This is a genomic window from Thermomonas fusca, from assembly GCF_005862345.1.
GTDB lineage: Bacteria > Pseudomonadota > Gammaproteobacteria > Xanthomonadales > Xanthomonadaceae > Thermomonas > Thermomonas fusca.
The window spans coordinates 83,867-100,666 of sequence record NZ_SROY01000003.1; the positions used below are offsets into that span (position 1 = coordinate 83,867).

The following is a 16,800-nucleotide window of genomic DNA, read 5'->3' on the forward strand; positions in this document are numbered from 1 at the left end:
CTATCGCGCAAGGAGTCGACCATGTCGCAGTCCCGTAACCCCCTGGCGCTGGTGCTTGGCGCCGCCGTCGCCACCGGCGCGCTCGCCGGCCCGCTGTTCTCCATGGACGCGATGGCGCACGGCTACCTGCAGGATCCGCCGAAGGCCGCCGCCGCCGAGGGCAAGTGCGGTGAAGGCAAGTGCGGCGCCGGCATGATGGGCGCCGACAAGCCCGCCAAGGCCGACAAGGCCAAGCACGAAGGCAGCTGCGGCATGGCGCAGAAGGACACCGACAAGGACGGGCGCATTTCACGCGCCGAGTTCGCCGCCGCCCACGGCGGCAAGGACACGATGTTCCCGAAGATCGACACCGACGGCGACGGCTTCATCAGCCAGGCCGAAATGGACGCACACCACGCCGCCATGAACAAGGACGGCAAGGCCGCCGGCGAAGGCAAGTGCGGGGAAGGCAAATGCGGCGAGGGCAAATGCGGCGGCAGCATGTGAGCCGTGGCTGACGCCCTGCCCCCGCGCGGCGCCGGCCTTGGCCTGCGCCGCGCGCTGCTGGACGAATTGATCGGGGCGCCTGCGGGCGCCTTCGATTTTCTGGAATGCGCGCCGGACAACTGGATCGGCGTCGGCGGCGCGCTCGGCGAGCAGCTGCAGACGCTGACGGCGCGGCACCCGCTGAGCTGCCACGGCCTGTCGCTGTCGCTGGGCGGGCCGGACCCGCTGGATCACGCGCTCCTGCGACAGACCCGCGATTTCCTCGACCGTCATCAAGTGGCGCTGTACAGCGAGCACCTGAGCTACTGCGCAGCAAACGGCCACCTCTACGACCTGCTGCCACTGCCGTTCACCGAGGAAGCGGTGCTGCACGTCGCCGCGCGCATCCGCCAGGCGCAGGACGCGCTGGGCCGGCGGATCGCGGTGGAGAACGTCAGCTACTACGCCGCGCCGTTCCGGCAGCTCGCCGAAATCGACTTCATCAATGCGGTGCTGGCGGAGGCCGGCTGCGACCTGCTGCTGGACGTCAACAACGTCTACGTCAACGCGATCAACCACGGCTACGACGCGCGCAGCTTCATCAAGGCGATGCCGACGCAGCGCATCGCCAGCTACCACGTTGCCGGTCACTTCGACGAGGCCGACGACCTCAAGATCGACACCCACGGCACCGCCGTGAAGGACGAGGTGTGGGCGCTGCTCGGCTTCGCCTACGCCAGCCACGGCGTGCGCCCCACCCTGCTGGAGCGCGACTTCAACTTCCCGCCGCTGCCCGTGCTGGTGGACGAGGTGGCGCGCATCCGCGCGCTGCAGGCCGCGGCATGAGCACACTGCACGACCAGCTGCACGTGCTGGCCGCGCACGTGCGCGATCCGGCCACGCACCCCGGCCCGCCGGGCATCGAAGACCGGCGGCTGGCGGTCTATCGCGAGCTGGTGGCCAGCAACCTCGACGGCCTGCTGGCCGGCACCTTCCCGGTGATCCGCCGGACCCTGGGCGATGTGGAGTGGCAGGCGCTGCTGCGCCGCTTCCTTGCCGGGCATCGCAGCGAAACCCCGCTGTTCACCCGGCTGGGGCTGGAGTTCATCGCCTTCCTCGAGGCCGCGGAAGATCCCGCACGGCCGTGGCTGGCCGAGCTGGCGCACTACGAATGGGCCGAACTGGGCCTGCAGCTCAGCGACGCCGCGCTGCCTGCGCACGATCCCGATGGCGACCTGCTGGACGGCGTGCCGCTGCTGTCACCGCTGGCCTGGCCGCTGGCCTACCGCTGGCCGGTGCACAGGCTTGGCCCGGACTGCCAGCCCACCGAACCACCGCCCGCACCCACGCTGGTGCTGCTGCGCCGCGATCGCGGCGGCCGCGTCCATTTCTCGATACTGTCGCCGCTGCTGTATCGCTTGTTGGCGCTGGCCGGCGCCAACGACGGGCGCAGCGGTCGCGCGCTGCTGCGCCAGCTGGCCGAGGAAGCCAGCCATCCGGACTTCGACGCATTCCTCGGCGAAGCGAGGCCGATGTTGCAACGGCTGCGCGCCGAGGGCGTGCTGGTGGGCACCGCGCCTGCCGCGTGCTGAAAACGACGTGGGCCGGCGCGCCGCTCTGCTAGGCTTTGCCGATGACCGATACGCAAGATGCACCAGCCTTCGCGGCGATGGCCGAGCGCTTCCGCGGCTACCTGCCGGTGGTGGTGGACGTGGAAACCGGCGGCTTCGACTGGAACAAGCACGCCCTGCTGGAGATCGCGGCAATCCCGATCGAACTGGATGCGGCCGGCAACTACGTGCCGGGCGAAGTCGCGCACGCGCACATCGCCCCCGCGCCCGGCACCAGCATCGACCCGAAGTCGCTGGAAGTCACCGGCATCAAGATCGGCCACCCGCTGCGCGGCGAGGTGGACGAGCGCAGCGGGCTGGACGCGATCTTCGCGCCGGTACGCGCCGCGGTGAAGAAGCACGGCTGCCAGCGCGCCATCCTGGTGGGCCACAACGCCCACTTCGACCTCAATTTCGTCAACGCCGCGGTGGCGCGGGTGCAGCACAAGCGCAACCCGTTCCACCCGTTCAGCGTGTTCGACACGGTGACGATGGCCGGCCTGGCCTACGGCCAGACCGTGCTGGCGCGCGCGGCGATGGCGGCCGGGCTTGGCTGGGATCCCAGCCAGGCACATTCAGCGGTATACGACACCGAGCAGACCGCGAAGCTGTTCTGCGCGATTGCCAACGCATGGAAAAAGCCATATCCCGCAGCGCAGGTCGCTCCGTCCGCATCGAGCGCAGGGACAATCGGCGCCATGGATGGCGCCGATTAGCCTACATGGACGTACTTGCGGCGTGTCCCAAGCCGATGTGGGCGGAGCGCCCTGCGCGTAAGGGACTCACGTCAGCTTCACCTGTGATTTCACCCTGAGCGTGCGCACGATCCCGTACGCGCTGATCGCCATCCACACGGCTTCCAGCACGAACACCGACACGTTGAACTTGCCCAGCAGCGACACCAGCACGCCGCCGGAGCCGAACAGATTCAACAGCTGATAGACGATGCCAGTGCCGGACAGCTTCCCGGCCTGCAGCAGGAAAAACGCCACCAGCACCGCCAATGTCCCGGCGATGCCCACCCAGTCGTACCACATCAGGTTCAACGCCATCACGCGCTCCTTTGCCGCACGGCTTCGAACAGCGCCACGCCGCTGGCGACCGAGACGTTGAGGCTCTCGAAACCGCCCGGCATGGGGATCTTCACCAGCTGGTCGCAGTTTTCGCGGGTGAGCCGGCGCAGGCCTTCGCCTTCGCTACCCATCACCAGCGCCACGTTGCCCTTCAGGTCGATGGCGTACAGCGAGGCGTCGGCTTCGCCGGCCAGCCCGTAGATCCACACGCCGGCCTTCTGCAGGTCGCGCAGGGTGCGCGAGAGATTGGTCACGCTGAAGATCGGCAGCGTGTCCGCCGCGCCGGCGGAAGTCTTGCGCACGGTGGCGTTGACCTGCACCGCCTTGTCCTTCGGGAACACCACCGCCGTGGCGCCCGCCGCGGCGGCGCTGCGCAGGCAGGCGCCGAGGTTGTGCGGGTCCTGCACGCCGTCCAGCACCAGCAGCAGCGCGCGGCCTTCGGCGGCTTCGATCAATGCCGGCAACTCGTGCTCGTCCCAGGTCTTGGCCGCGGCGTAGCGCGCCGCCGCGCCCTGGTGACGCACGCCGCCGGCCACGCCATCCAGCGCCTGCTGGGCGACCCGGCGCACGTCGATGTCCTTGCGCCGCGCCTGCTGTTCGATTTCGGTGATGCGCGGGTTCTTGCCGCCGGCTTCCAGCAGCACTTCGCGCACGTGTTCGGCGTCGTGCTCCAGCGCGGAGGCGACCGCGTTGATGCCGACGATCCATTGGGAGGGTTTGCTCATGCGGGTATTGTGCCTTAGCACCTCCCCTGCGAATGCAGGGGGAGGTTTCGGGAAGGCGTGCTTTTCAAGACCAAGAGCACCCTCCAGCCCTCCCGTGCTTCGCAAGGGAGGGAGCAAAGCGCGCAGACCCTCAGTACCTCTTCTTCTTCCGCTTGCCCGGCTGGCCGCGCTCCGGTGACGCCGGCAGGCCGGCGTCTTCCTCGGCCAGGCGGAAGTCGATCTTGCGCTCTTCCACGCTGGCCTTGAGCACCACGATGCGGACGCGGTCGCCGAGCCGGAACTCGCGGCCGCGGCGCTCGCCGGTGAGCGTCTTGCGCACCGCGTCGAAGTGGTAGAAGTCGCGCGGCAGCTGGGTGACGTGGACCAGGCCGTTGACCTTGGAATCGTCCAGCTCGATGAACAGGCCGAAGCTGGTCACGCCGCTGATGGTGCCGTCGAACTCCTTGCCGACGTGGCTTTCCATCCACGCCGCGCGGTAGCGCTCGTCGACTTCGCGCTGGGCCTCGTCGGCGCGGCGCGAGCGCTCGGAACACTGCAGCGACAGGCTGGTCATTTCGTGCGGCGAGTATTCGTACGCTTCCGGCCGGCCGCCGGCCAGCGCGTGCTTGATCGCGCGGTGCACCAGCAGGTCGGGATAGCGACGGATCGGCGAGGTGAAGTGCGCGTAGGCCTCCAGCGCCAGCCCGAAGTGGCCGATGTTGTCCGGCGCGTACACCGCCAGCGACTGGCTGCGCAGGATCACCGACTCCAGCAACGCGGCGTCGGGGCGCTCGCGGATCTTTTCCAGCATTGCGCGGAAGTCCTTCGGCCTGACCTTCGCCCACGGCGGCATGCGCAGGGTGAACTCCTTGAGGAATTCCTCGAGGTCGGCGTACTTGGATTCCGGCGGCTTGTCGTGGTCGCGGTAGGGCGCCGGGACGCGCGCCTGCATCAGGTACAGCGCGGCCTGCACGTTGGCCGCGATCATGCATTCCTCGATCAGCTTGTGGGCATCGTTGCGCTGGAGCATGCCGGCCTGGGTGACCACGCCCCTGGCGTCCAGCACGAAGCGCACTTCGCTGCTCTCGAACTCGATCGCGCCGCGCTTGGCGCGCGCCTTGTCCAGCACCTTGTAGAGCTGGTGCAGGCGCTGCACCTGCGGCAGCAGCGCGCCGATCTTCGCCAACGCGGCGTCGTGGTCGTCCTCCGGGATGCCCTCGCCGACCGCGTTCCACACGTCGGTGTAGGTGAGACGCGCGTGCGAATGCATCACTGCTTCATAGAACCGGCTCGACGTCACGATGCCGTCGCGGCCCACCTGCATGTCGCAGCAGAAGCACAGCCGGTCCACCGCCGGCATCAGCGAGCAGATGCCGTTGCTCAGCGTCTCCGGCAGCATCGGCACCACGAAACCGGGGAAGTAAACCGAGGTCGCGCGCAGCTGCGCCTCGTCGTCCAGCGGGGTGCCGGGCCGCACATAGTGCGAGACGTCGGCGATCGCGACGATCAGGCGGAAGCCGTCGGCATTGGGTTCGCACCACACCGCGTCGTCGAAATCCTTGGCGTCCTCGCCATCGATGGTCACCAGCGGCACGCGGCGCAGGTCGACCCGCGCCGCGATCTCCGCGTGCTGCACTTCCAGCGGCACCTCGGTGGCCTGCGCCAGCACTTCGGGCGGGAATTCGTGCGGGATGTCGTGACCATGGATCGCCGCTTCCACCGCTTGCGAGGCGGTGAGCTTGTCGCCCAGCACCACCAGCACGCGGCCGATCGGCGGGCGATGCGCGTCCTGCGGGGTGGTGATTTCCACCACCACCAGCTGGCCGGCCTTCGCATCGTTGCGCGCGTCCTGCGGCACCATCACGTTGCGCTGGATGCGCTTGTCGTCCGGCACCACGTAGGCGATGCCCAGCTCTTCTGTATAGCGGCCCAGCAGCCGGGTCAGGCGGCGCTCCAACACCTCGACGATGGTCGCTTCGCCGCGACCGCGCCGATCCATGCCGGTGATGCTGACCAGCACGCGGTCGCCGTGGCTGACCTTGCGCATTTCATACGGCGGCAGGAACAGGTCGTCGCCGCCCTTCTCGGGGCGCAGGAAGCCGAAGCCGTCGGGGTTGGCGATCACGCTGCCGGGGATCAGTTCGGCCTGCGCCGCCGGCACGTAGCCACCGCGCCGGTTCTGCAGCAGCTGGCCGGCGCGCAGCATCGCGCCGAGGCGCTTCTGCAGGGCATCGAAACGGTCCGGTTCGGTCAGCGCCAGCTTCTGCGCCAGCGCCTGGTCGTCCATCGGCCCATCCTGCGCGGCCAGCATCTGCAGGATCATTTCGCGGCTGGCGATCGGGTGTTCGTAACGCTGTGCTTCGCGATGCGCATGCGGGTCGGCGACCGGCGCCGATGCCGGCCGCGGCGCGCGCCGGCCCGGTCCGCCCGCCGGCGGTTCGGGCATCCAACCCGGCCGCTTGCCGGCACCCTTGGCAGGTGATCCACTGGACTTGCCGGCGCCTTTTGTGGTGCCGGCCCCCTTGTCGCGGCCCTGGCCGCGCTTGCTGGGAGGTTTGCTCATGCCGCGATGTTACAGGCCCAAAGTGAACCGCATGCAGGCCGGCAAATAACTGTTGACAGTCCCGGCGCATCTCTGGAGAATGCGCGGCTCACCACCGGCCCAGGTGGCGGAATTGGTAGACGCACTAGTTTCAGGTACTAGCGGGTAAAACCGTGGAGGTTCGAGTCCTCTCCTGGGCACCAAAGTGGTTCTGAAGAAGCCCGCGCAAGCGGGCTTTTTTGTTGCCTGTCGCAGCCGCATCGCGGGTGCGGGCAGCGGCACCAAATTGCGTCGCGGGTTGCGGCCGGCTCAGTGGAAATCGCGGCTGCGCACGTCCAGGCTGCCGAGCAGCGGGGTCAGGTCATGCAGGCGCTTGGCGATCAGGTGGCGCACGCCGTGTTCTGCTTCCAGCCGGCCTTCCACCATCATCAGCTTCGACTCCAGGAACGGCTGCCGCTGCTGGTCGGCCACCTGCTTCCAGACCACCACGTTGATCATCCCGTGCTCGTCCTCCAGGGTCACGAAGGTGACGCCGCTGGCGGTCTGCGGGCGCTGCCGCCCCACCACCAGCCCGGCCGCGGCGATGTGCCGGCCCGATGGAATCCGCGGCAGCTCCCGCGAGCTGCGGCAGCGGCGCGCCCGCAGCTGCGCGCGCAGCCGCGCCAGCGGGTGCCGGCCCAGCGTGGTGCCCACGGTGGCGTAGTCGGCGAACAGGTCTTCGCCCGCCGTCGGCAGCGGCAGCGCCACCTGGATTTCGCGCGGCCGGGTCGCCGCAACCAGCAAGGGACGCTGCTCTTCCACGCCGGCCACCTCCCAGCGCGCGCGATGGCGATGGCCGGCCAACCCGCGCAGCGCGCCGGCATCGGCCAGCGCTTCGCGGGCACGGCTGTCCAGCGCGGCGCGCTCGGACAGATCGGCAACATCGGTGAAGGCCTGCGCCGCCCTAGCCCGTTCGATCCGTCGCGCACTGTCCTCGTTGAAACCCTTCACCATGCACAGCCCCATCCGCAGCGCGAACGCGCCGCGTCGGTCCGGCTCCAGCGTGCAGTCCCAGTCGCTGTGGCGTACGTCCACCGGGCGCACTTCCACCCCGTGCCGACGCGCGTCCTGCAGCAGCTGGTCGGGGCTGTAGAACCCCATCGGCTGGCTGTTGAGCAGGGCGCAGGCAAAGGCCGCGGGATAGTGGCATTTGAGCCAGCTGCTGGCATAGGTGAGCAGGGCGAAGCTGGCCGCGTGCGACTCCGGGAAGCCGTAGCTGCCGAAGCCCTTGATCTGCTCGAAGATGCGCGCCGCGAACTCCGCGCTGTAGCCGCGCGCCAGCATCCCCTTGGTCAGCTTGTCGCGGTGGTGCTCCAGCCCGCCGTGGCGCTTCCATGCCGCCATCGAACGACGCAGGTCGTCGGCCTCGCCGGGCGTATAGCCGGCGGCGACGATGGCCAGCTCCATCACCTGCTCCTGGAACAGCGGCACCCCCAGCGTGCGCTCGAACACGCGCTCCAGTTCCTTCGAGGGATAACGCACCGGCTCATCGCCGGTACGCCGGCGCAGATAGGGATGCACCATGTCGCCCTGGATGGGCCCCGGGCGCACGATCGCCACCTCGATCACCAGGTCGTAAAACGTGCGCGGCTGCAGCCGCGGCAGCATCGCCATCTGCGCGCGCGATTCGATCTGGAACACGCCGATGGTGTCGGCGCGGCAGACCATCTCGTAGGTGGCCGGGTCTTCGGCCGGGATCGTCGCCAGCGCCAGGTCGCGGCCGTGGTGGGCGCGCAGCAGGTCGAGGCAGCGCCGCAGCGCGGTGAGCATGCCCAGCGCGAGGATGTCGACCTTGAGCAACCCGACGGCATCCAGGTCGTCCTTGTCCCACTGCACCACGGTGCGCCCGTCCATCGCCGCGTTCTCCACCGGCACCAGCGTGGACAGCGGCTGCTCGGAAATCACGAACCCGCCCGGATGCTGCGACAGGTGGCGCGGAAATCCCACCAGTTCCCCGGCCAGCACCAGCACCCGCCGCAACAGCGGGCTGTCGGGGTCGAAGCCTTTTTCGCGCAGGCGCTCGGGCGGCGGCAACGCATCACTCCAGCGGCCGACGCAGCCGGCCAGCGCGTCGACCTGGTCCGGCGGCAACCCCAGCGCCTTGGCCACGTCGCGGATCGCACCGGCGCCGTGGTAGCTGCTGGCCACCGCGGTGAGCGCGGCGCGGTCGCGGCCGTAGCGCTGGAAGATGTACTGGATGACCTCCTCGCGCCGCTCGTGCTCGAAATCGACGTCGATGTCCGGCGGCTCGTCGCGCTCCTTCGAGACGAAACGCTCGAACAGCATGCCGATCCGGTCGGGGTCGATCTCGGTGATGCCCAGCGCATAGCAGACCACCGAGTTCGCTGCCGAGCCGCGGCCCTGGCAGAGGATGCCGAGGCTGCGGGCGTGGCGCACGATGTCGTGCACGGTCAGGAAATAGCCCTCGTAGCGCAGTTCGGCGATCAGGCCCAGTTCCTTGTCGGCCAGTGCGCGCGCCTTGCGCGGAACCGCCTGCGGCCAGCGCCAGCGCAGGCCCTGTTCGGTCAACGCACGCAACCAGCTGGCGGGCGTCTGCCCGGCCGGTACCAGCTCCTGCGGATACTGGTAGCGCAGCTGGCCCAGGTCGAAGGTGCAGCGCTTGGCGATGCGCACGGATTCGGCGAGCAGTTCCGGCGGATACAACCCGGCCAGTGCGTGCAGCGGGCGCAGGTGGCGCTCGCCGTTCGGGAACAACCGCAGCCCGGCTTCCGCCACCGTGGTGCGATGACGGATCGCGGTCATCACGTCCTGCAGGGCGCGGCGCCCGCGCGCGTGCATGTGCACGTCGCCGGCGGCGACCAGCGGCAGGCCCAGCGCGTTGCCGAGTGACTGCAGGGCCGCGAGTTTCTCCGCATCGCGCTGGCCGCGATGCAGTTCCGCCGCGATCCACAGCCGCGCCGGGAAAATCCCCCGCAACCAGTGCCCGTCCCGGCAATCGGCCGGATCGTCCGGAATCCACAGTGCGGAAAGTCCGTCCAGCGGGCCGGAAACATCCTCGCGCAGCAGTCGGTATTCGCCCTTCGGTGCGCGTCGGCGGGCGGTGGTGACCAGCCGGCACAACGCCTGGTAGCCGGCGAGGTTCTCGACCAGCAGCACCAGTTTCGGGCCGCCCTCGATGCGCATCTCGCTGCCGACGATCAGCGGCAGGCCAACTTCCTTCGCCGCCTGCCAGGCGCGCACGATCCCGGCCAGCGTGCACTCGTCGGTGATCGCCAATGCCGTGTAGCCGTGCTGGCGGGCGCGCTCGAACAGCTCGCGCGCACTGGAGGCGCCGCGCTGGAACGAGAAGCTCGACAGGCAGTGCAGTTCGGCGTAGTGCATTCGGGCCAGACTCATGCGAACCAGCCGTGCAGCCAGTAGCCGCCGTCACCGCCGACAGGTTGGTACACCCAGGCGCGCTGGCCGGTGGCCAGCTGGGCGACGGCGTAATCGCGGCGGATATCGCCGTTCCACCAGCCGGACTCGATGCGTTCGGGACCCGCCAGCAGGCGCGGCGTCGGACCGCGCAGCGGGATGGGCCTGGCCAGCAGCCAGCCGGGGCGCTGCGGCGGCAGTGATTGGGCCGGAAGCCGCGCCGAGCCGTGACGGGTCGGAGGCGCCGCGACATCGCGCCACGCCGCTTCCGGGCGATGGTCGTCATGGGCGGACAGACCGTGCACGGCCGTTTCGCCCAGCCGTGCGCGCAGGCGTTCGCGCAGCTGCTCCCACGAAGTCGCCTGCTGCGGGCGCGCATCGAACAGCTCGCGGTGCGCCGGCATGAACGGCGGCAACTCCTCCGCCACCAGCGCCAGCGCGCGCACGGGCGCGGCCACCTGCGCCTGCTCCAGCCGGGCACGCGCCAGCTCGAACAGCAGCGCGGCATCGCGTTCCGGCGCAAGCAGCCCGACCGCCACCTCGGTCGCCGCGCCGCCCTCGTGTTCCAGCTGCAGGGCGAACCGCTGCACGCCGCCATCGCGGCCGGCCAGGAAGGCGGCAAGATCCGCGGTCAGCCGCTTCAGCGGAAACAGCAGCGCCTGCGAGGATTCGACTTCGTAACCGAGCTCGATCCGCATCGCGAACCGGTCCGGCGGGCGATACCAGGCCAGCGCCAGTTCGTGCTCGCCCAGCAACGCATCCAGATGCCGCAGGACATCCGCCGGGAAGCGCCGCGCCAGCCCGGCGCGCGGCAGCGCCATGACCTGGCGCAGCGTGCGCAGGCCCATGCGCTGGAAGGCGGTGGCGACGTCCGGCGCGAAGCCGGCGCGCTGCACCGGCAGCTGCCCGAGGGCATGGCGCATCGGCTCGACGCCCGCCACCGCCAGCCCGTCGTGGACATTGGCCAGCGCCCGCGCCGCCGCCGGGTTCGGCGCGGCGACGATCCGGTGGCGGAAGCCCAGCTGCGCCAGTTCTTCCCGCAGCCGGGCCTCGAAACGCGGCCAGGGGCCGAACAGACCCAGGCTGCCTTCGATCTCGACGATCAACGCATGGCCGTATTGGGCGCTCACCTGCGAACTGAAGCGGTAGGCCCAGGCGGCGAGGAAGCGGTGCCAGCGGGCCTCCTCATGCGGGTCGTGTTCGATGATGGCGAAGCTGCCGGCGAGCGCCTGCGCCGCGGCCAGTGACATGCCCCGGCGCAGGCCGAGCGCACGGGCCGCCGGATTGACCGCATGCAGCACGCGCCGCTGCGGCGCCCCCGCGACCAGCGCCAGCGGCGCATCGGGTTCGGCGCAACGCCGCAGCACGCCGTCCAGCGCGAGCTGCGGCAGCAGGATGCAGGCCCAGCGCATGGCCTAGCCTGCAAGCGGGATCGGCCGCGGCGGTGCCAGCCCGCCGCGGCACTTGAGCACGCGCAGCTGCGCGGGGCGTGCGTCGATGGCGATGCGCAGCGCCGCCGGCGAGGGATTGCGCGCGGCGGTGAGCGGCCGGGTTGCGAATGCCAGCGTGCGCCCCGACTCGGCGGCCACCTGCAATCGCCGCAGGGCGCGGTCATCGGCCTTCAGCGGCCAGCACAGCACCGCGCCGCAGCTGCCCGAACGCAGGCACTGTTCGGCCGCCCACAGGGCATCGCGGGGCGACCCGGCCTCGACCACCTGCAGCTGGCGCAATTCAATGCCCGCCGCCTGCCAGGCCGGCGCGAACGGGATATAGGGCGGCGCCACCAGCACGATGCGTTCGCCGGCTTGCGACAGCCGCGCCAGCGTCGGCCACAGCAGCTGCAGTTCACCCACCCCGTCCACCGGGATCAGCAACTCGCTCAGCGCCGCCTCCGGCCAGCCGCCGCTGGGCAGCGCCGCGTCCAGCCCGGCATGCCCGGTGGGCTGTGTGCTCGGCGGCAATGCCGCCGGCTGGCCTTTCCAGACGCGCCGCTGTTGCAGCAGCGCATCGATCGCAACCACCGCGCCCATGTCATCCCCGCCTGACCAGGCCGCAGAACACGCCTTCGACCGCGAAGTCCTGCCCTGCCTCGACCTCGATCGGCGCATAGGCCGGATTGCGCGGCAGCAGGCGCAGCGTGCCGGCAGCGCGCGCCAGCCGCTTGATGGTCAGCTCGCCGTCCAGCCGCGCCACCACCACCTGCCCGTCGCGGGCCTCCGGGGTGCGCTTCACCCCGACCAGGTCGCCATCGAGGATGCCGTCTTCGATCATCGAATCGCCCTGCACCCGCAGCAGGTAGTCGGGCGTAGCCGAAAACAGCCGCGCGTCCAGGGTCAGGGTGTCGGCCAGCCCGGCATCGGCACCGATCGGCGTACCGGCCGCCACCCGGCCCAGCACCGGCACCCGCAAGAGGTCGGCGCGCGCCCGCATCCCGGCCGGGCGGATGCCACGCGCCTGCCCGGCGGTGACTTCCACCAGCCCGGCCTCGGCCAGCGCCAGCACGTGCTTGCGCGCCGACGCGCGGGTCGCCAGCCCGCAGGCGGCGGCGATCTCGGCCAGGGTCGGCGGCTGGCCATAGCCGGCCACCCGGTCACGGATGAAACCGAGGATGGCGGCGCGGCGGGGAGGAAGACTGGACATAGGATACATTTGTATCCCAATTCGTTCGAACAGCCAAGTACCGGCGGACGCGCATCCAGCGCCCCGGCCGCGGCATCTGGCCGTGCTGGATAGCGACTTCCGGGAACGCCCCCCCCTGTCGCTTATGATCTGAACCCCATGACGACAGAGTCATTCGCTGGCAGAAAGCTCTGGCACCATCCGCAACGCCCAGCCTCGGACAGGTTGGGCGTTTTGTTTCGTGAGCATTGCCGGCCGCGCTCCGCGCCGGAGCGAGGACCGCCATGACCGCCAGCAACCACCCCCTGCACGGCTGGGACAGCGAGCAGATCGCCCTGCATCGGCCGCAGCTGGAGGATGCGGATGTGCATGCACTGCTGGCACGCTTTCCCGGTCTGCGCGGGCCGATGCAGATCCTCTGGCGCAGCCCGCGCCCGTTCTCGGCGGTGGCGCGGGTTGGCACGGCGGCGGGCGAAGTTTTCGTCAAGCGCCAGCACCTGCGCGTGCGCACGCCGGTCGCGCTGGGGGAGGAACACGCTCTGCTCGTCCATCTGCGCCGCCGCGACATCCCGGTTCCGCAGATACTGGCCGACGCCGACGGCATGACCGCCATCGCGATGGGCGAATGGGTGTACGAAGTCCAGGCGCCGGCCGCCGGGCTGGATCTTTATCGCGACACGCCCTCGTGGACGCCGCTGCGCCAGCTCGCGCATGCCCGCCACGCCGGCCGCATGCTGGCACGGCTGCACCGGGCCGCGGCGGACTTCGATGCCACCCAGCGCAGCGCCACCTTGCTGGTTGCCCGCGACGACGCCCTGCGCGCGCCCGAGTTGCACGCCGCCATCGAATCGCAATGGGTCTGGCGCCCAGGGCTCGCGGCCTACCTCGCCGGCCGCGGCGACTGGCGCGACGAACTCGCCCCGCTGGCGGCGCGCCACCGCGCCCTGCAGCCGCACCTCGACGCACTGCCGCGGCTGTGGACGCACGGCGACTGGCACGCCTCCAATCTCTGCTGGACCGGCGCCGGCGACAATGCCGAAGTGGCCGCCGTGCTCGACTTCGGCCTGTGTGCGCCGACCTTCGCCCTGTACGACCTGGCCACCGCCATCGAGCGCAACGCCATCGCCTGGCTGCAGCTGGAGCGCGGCATGCAGGCCATCCATCCGGACACCGCGCGGGCGCTGGTCGCCGGCTATGCGGAAGTGCTGCCGTTGGCGACCGCCGAACGCGCCCTGCTCGCCGACCTGCTGCCGCTGGTGCACATCGATTTCGCGCTGTCGGAAATCGACTATTACCAGGCCGCATTCGGCGCGCGCGCACAGGCGGACCAGGCCTGGGACGGCTTCCTGCTGGGCCATGCGGCATGGTTCCAAACCCCGCCGGGGCTGGCTTTGCTGACAGCGATCCACGAACCGGAATGAGCCGGCGCTGGCCCGCCACAGGCCGTTCATGGTTCAATTGCAACAGAAGCGGGGGTGCCCGGCGTTGCCGGGCTGAGAGAGTCCCTTGGAACCTGATCCGGTTTGCACCGGCGTAGGGAGCTTGATTGGACGGTCATGTCCCGCGCGGACGGCTGTCCGCCGTCGCTTCGCTCTCCTCCCTGAGACGACGACGATGAAATTCTCCCGCACCCCCCTGCTGCTTGCCCTGCTGCCGCTGCTGGCCACCGCTGCGCCGGCCGACGAGGCCGATGGCCAGTCGAAGATCACCCGCCTCGCGCCGGTCCGCGCCACCACCGATGCCGACGGCAAGACCCGCGATGCCGGCATCGACGGCTGGGGCAATGCCACGCCGCGCGACACCCCCGCCGCCATCCACGTGGTGGGTCGCCAGCAGCTGGACGACCGCCAGGTCCGCACCCTCAGCGAACTGGCGCGCGAGGACGCCTCGCTGGGCGACAACTACGCACCGGTGGGCTACTACCAGAGCATCGCCATCCGTGGTTTCGCACTGGACGCCGGCACCGGCTACCGCGTCAACAACCTGGCCATGACCGGCGAGCAGGCCATCGCGCTGGAGGACAAGCAGCAGGTCGAGGTGCTGAAGGGCCTGGCCGGCCTGACCGCGGGGGTGATGGAACCCGGCGGGGTGGTGAATTTCGTCAGCAAGCGCCCAGCCGAGGTGCGTGACCTGGTGCTGGGCACCGATTCGCGTGGCTCGCGCTACGTGGCCTTGGACATGGGCGGCTGGCTCAGCCCCAGCTTCGGCCTGCGCGCCAACGTGGCCTGGGAAGACATGCAGTCGCATGTGCATCACGCCGATGGGCGGCGCAATTTCTACGCGCTGGCCGCGGACTGGAAGATCGCCCCCGGCACCACGCTGGAGCTGGACAGCAACTACCAGACCAGCGCGCAGCGCTCGGTCTCCGGCTACCAGCTGCTGGGCGGCACCACGCTGCCGCAGGACCCCGATCCCGGCCTGATGCTGGGCTATCAGCCCTGGCAGCAGCCGGTGTCGATCCGCGCCAGCAACACCAGCGCGCGCCTGCGCCACGCCCTCGGCGAGGACTGGACGCTGCGCGTGGCCGCCGGCCGCAGCCGCAGCGTGATCGACGACAACGTCGCCTTCGCCTACGGCTGCTGGTACGTGGACGCCTGCTGGAACGGCAATCCGCCCTGGTACTTCGCACCGGACGGCAGCTACGACATCTACGACTACCGCAACCCGGACGACACCCGCACCGGCGACAACGCCCGCGCCAGCCTGGAAGGCCGCTTCCGGACCGGCAGCGTCGGGCACGCCTTGAGCATCGGCGCCAGCGCCTTCCACCGCAGCATCGACCGCCACCGCAACGTCAACGAATACGTGGGCAGCTGGAACATCGCCGACGGCGATCCGCCCGCCTTCGCGCCCTCGCCCGAACAGATCGGCCCCAAGGTGCGCCGCCTCGACAGCTGGCAGCGCAGCGGCTTCGCGATGGACCGGCTGGCGCTGGGCGACCGCTGGCAGCTGTTGCTGGGTGCGCAGTTCGTGCGCCTGCATGAGCGCGCGCGCAACAAAGCCGGCGCGATCGAGCGCGAAACCCGGCTGTCGCGGACCCTGCCGCAGGTCGCGCTGCTGTGGCAGCCGGACCCGGCGATGCGCGTGTACGCAAGTTTCAGCAAGGGACTGTCGCTGGGCAAGGAAGCCCCCTACTGGACCAGCAACGACGGCGCGATGCTGGCACCGCGCATCACCCGCCAGCTGGAAACCGGGGTGAAGTACCGCTTGGGCGAGCGGCTCGACCTCGATGCCAGCCTGTTCCGCATCCGCCAGCCCTACCAGTACGCACAGCCGGATGCGTCCGCCGCCGGCTTCACCTTCGTCCAGCGCGGCGATGAAGTGCACGACGGCCTGGAGCTGTCCGCCAATGGCCGCCTGACCGACGCGCTGGGCATCAACGCCAGCGTGGCGCTGATCCGCGCACAGGCGGAAGGCACCGACACTGCGGCGTTCGACGGCCAGCAGGTGGTCAACGTGCCGCGCATGCGCGCCAGCCTGCACCTCGACTACACGCTGCCGGCGCTGCCGCGGCTGACGCTGCTCGCGGGCTGGCGCCATGCCGCCGCCAATCCGGCCACGCCCGACGGCGCGGTGGAGGTGCCCGCCTACGACGTGTTCGACGCCGGCCTGCGCTACACCGGCCAGCTGCGCGAACGCGCGTTCGTGGTGCAGCTGGGGATCGACAACCTGTTCAACCGCAGCTACTGGCGCGACACCGGCAGCTCGCTGGGCGACAACTACCTGTTCCCGGGCGCGCCGCGGCTGGCGCGCCTGACGGTGCGCATGGGCCTGTGATCACCTTCCACGAAACCGCCGCGGCCGTCCTCAGCGCCAGCGCCGTGTGGCTGACCACGCGGCGCAGCCCCTGGTGCTTCCCGGTCGGGCTGTTGTCGGTGTCGGTCTACATCTGGGTGTATGCCGGCGCGCGGCTGTATTCGGAAGTGCTGCTGCAGTGCTTCTGGGTGGTGATGCTGGTGGCGGGTTGGCTGCGCTGGCTGCGCAACCTGGATGCCACCGGCCATGTGCGGGTGGCATCGCTGGACGCGCGGTCGGCCGGCATCCACCTGCTGGCCGGGCTGGCCGGCGGGCTGGCGCTGGGCTACACCATGCATACCTACACGAACGCCGCCCTGCCCTGGCTGGACGCCATGCTCACCGCGTTCAGCCTGGTCGGGCAGTTCTGGCAGAACCGCCGCCATATCGCCGCTTGGTGGATGTGGATCGCGGTCGACGTGATTTACATCGGCATGTTCGCGAACAAGCAGCTGTTCGTCACCGCCGTGCTCTATGTCGGCTTCGTGGGGCTTGCCGCGAAGGGCCTGCGCGACTGGCGGCGCGCGGCGCTGCAGCAAACACGTTCGGACACCGCGCAGGTGGCGTCGGGCTGAGAT

The 16,800-nt window shown here is 70.2% G+C and carries 14 protein-coding genes, 1 tRNA gene and 1 riboswitch; of the genes, 8 read left to right on the plus strand and 7 right to left on the minus strand.

Translation table 11 applies throughout. The annotated features are described in order from the left end of the window. The first annotated feature begins 21 nt into the window (after positions 1 to 21). From E5S66_RS08260 to rnt, 4 genes are read left to right on the plus strand one after another with little or no spacing between them, the layout of a single operon-like run. Positions 22 to 486, plus strand: coding sequence for an EF-hand domain-containing protein (locus tag E5S66_RS08260; RefSeq protein WP_138348797.1), 465 nt, complete (start codon positions 22 to 24; stop codon positions 484 to 486). A 3-nt stretch (positions 487 to 489) separates the two neighbouring features. Beyond that, positions 490 to 1,311 (plus strand): HvfB family MNIO-type RiPP peptide maturase, encoded by an 822-nt coding sequence (locus tag E5S66_RS08265; protein ID WP_138348798.1) that lies wholly within the window; start codon positions 490 to 492, stop codon positions 1,309 to 1,311. Continuing rightward, positions 1,308 to 2,057, plus strand: a complete 750-nt coding sequence (locus E5S66_RS08270) for an HvfC family RiPP maturation protein (protein WP_138348799.1) — start codon at positions 1,308 to 1,310, stop codon at positions 2,055 to 2,057. The genes E5S66_RS08265 and E5S66_RS08270 overlap by 4 nt, the downstream gene beginning before the upstream one ends. Positions 2,058 to 2,098: 41 nt before the next feature. Further along, positions 2,099 to 2,791, plus strand: coding sequence for a ribonuclease T (rnt, locus tag E5S66_RS08275; protein ID WP_246037186.1), 693 nt, complete (start codon positions 2,099 to 2,101; stop codon positions 2,789 to 2,791). Positions 2,792 to 2,857: 66 nt separating this feature from the next. On the opposite strand, the gene E5S66_RS08280 is transcribed toward rnt, so the two are convergent. The 3 genes from E5S66_RS08280 to rnr all read right to left on the minus strand — a co-directional run bounded on the left by E5S66_RS08280 (position 2,858) and on the right by rnr (position 6,415). Further along, positions 2,858 to 3,127, minus strand: a complete 270-nt coding sequence (locus E5S66_RS08280; protein ID WP_138348800.1) for a CBU_0592 family membrane protein — start codon at positions 3,125 to 3,127, stop codon at positions 2,858 to 2,860. Continuing rightward, a complete protein-coding gene (gene rlmB, locus E5S66_RS08285; protein WP_138348801.1) occupies positions 3,127 to 3,873 on the minus strand; it encodes a 23S rRNA (guanosine(2251)-2'-O)-methyltransferase RlmB in 747 nt (248 codons plus the stop codon). The genes E5S66_RS08280 and rlmB overlap by 1 nt, the downstream gene beginning before the upstream one ends. Positions 3,874 to 4,003: 130 nt before the next feature. Then, positions 4,004 to 6,415, minus strand: a complete 2,412-nt coding sequence (rnr, locus tag E5S66_RS08290) for a ribonuclease R (RefSeq protein ID WP_138348802.1) — start codon at positions 6,413 to 6,415, stop codon at positions 4,004 to 4,006. A gap of 97 nt (positions 6,416 to 6,512) precedes the next feature. On the opposite strand from rnr, the gene E5S66_RS08295 reads away from it, so the two are divergent. After that, positions 6,513 to 6,597 (plus strand) — tRNA-Leu (locus E5S66_RS08295). Between the two features lie 106 nt (positions 6,598 to 6,703). Here E5S66_RS08295 and E5S66_RS08300 read toward each other — a convergent pair. Genes E5S66_RS08300 through lexA form a run of 4 tightly spaced genes read right to left on the minus strand, consistent with a single transcriptional unit; the run spans position 6,704 to position 12,448 of the window. Continuing rightward, positions 6,704 to 9,811: an error-prone DNA polymerase gene (locus E5S66_RS08300; protein ID WP_212745342.1), complete on the minus strand. Its 3,108-nt coding sequence runs from the start codon at positions 9,809 to 9,811 to the stop codon at positions 6,704 to 6,706. Further along, positions 9,787 to 11,220 (minus strand): Y-family DNA polymerase, encoded by a 1,434-nt coding sequence (locus tag E5S66_RS08305; protein ID WP_138348804.1) that lies wholly within the window; start codon positions 11,218 to 11,220, stop codon positions 9,787 to 9,789. The genes E5S66_RS08300 and E5S66_RS08305 overlap by 25 nt, the downstream gene beginning before the upstream one ends. Positions 11,221 to 11,223: 3 nt before the next feature. Then, on the minus strand, positions 11,224 to 11,838 hold the full coding sequence (gene imuA / locus E5S66_RS08310) for a translesion DNA synthesis-associated protein ImuA (protein WP_138348805.1): 615 nt from the start codon (positions 11,836 to 11,838) through the stop codon (positions 11,224 to 11,226). Between the two features lies 1 nt (position 11,839). After that, positions 11,840 to 12,448 (minus strand): transcriptional repressor LexA, encoded by a 609-nt coding sequence (gene lexA / locus E5S66_RS08315; RefSeq protein WP_212745336.1) that lies wholly within the window; start codon positions 12,446 to 12,448, stop codon positions 11,840 to 11,842. Between the two features lie 263 nt (positions 12,449 to 12,711). Here lexA and E5S66_RS08320 point away from each other — a divergent pair, with 263 nt between their 5' ends. From E5S66_RS08320 to pnuC, 3 genes are all read left to right on the plus strand, one after another. Next, positions 12,712 to 13,848: a phosphotransferase enzyme family protein gene (locus E5S66_RS08320; RefSeq protein WP_138348807.1), complete on the plus strand. Its 1,137-nt coding sequence runs from the start codon at positions 12,712 to 12,714 to the stop codon at positions 13,846 to 13,848. A gap of 40 nt (positions 13,849 to 13,888) precedes the next feature. Beyond that, positions 13,889 to 13,984, plus strand: a riboswitch (TPP riboswitch). Positions 13,985 to 14,041: 57 nt separating this feature from the next. Further along, complete coding sequence (locus E5S66_RS08325; protein ID WP_138348808.1) at positions 14,042 to 16,204, plus strand: TonB-dependent siderophore receptor; 2,163 nt, start codon at positions 14,042 to 14,044, stop codon at positions 16,202 to 16,204. After that, entirely contained in the window at positions 16,201 to 16,797 is a 597-nt protein-coding gene (gene pnuC / locus E5S66_RS08330; protein ID WP_342777286.1) for a nicotinamide riboside transporter PnuC, read from the plus strand. Before E5S66_RS08325 ends, pnuC begins: the two co-directional genes overlap by 4 nt. Positions 16,798 to 16,800: the final 3 nt, after the last annotated feature.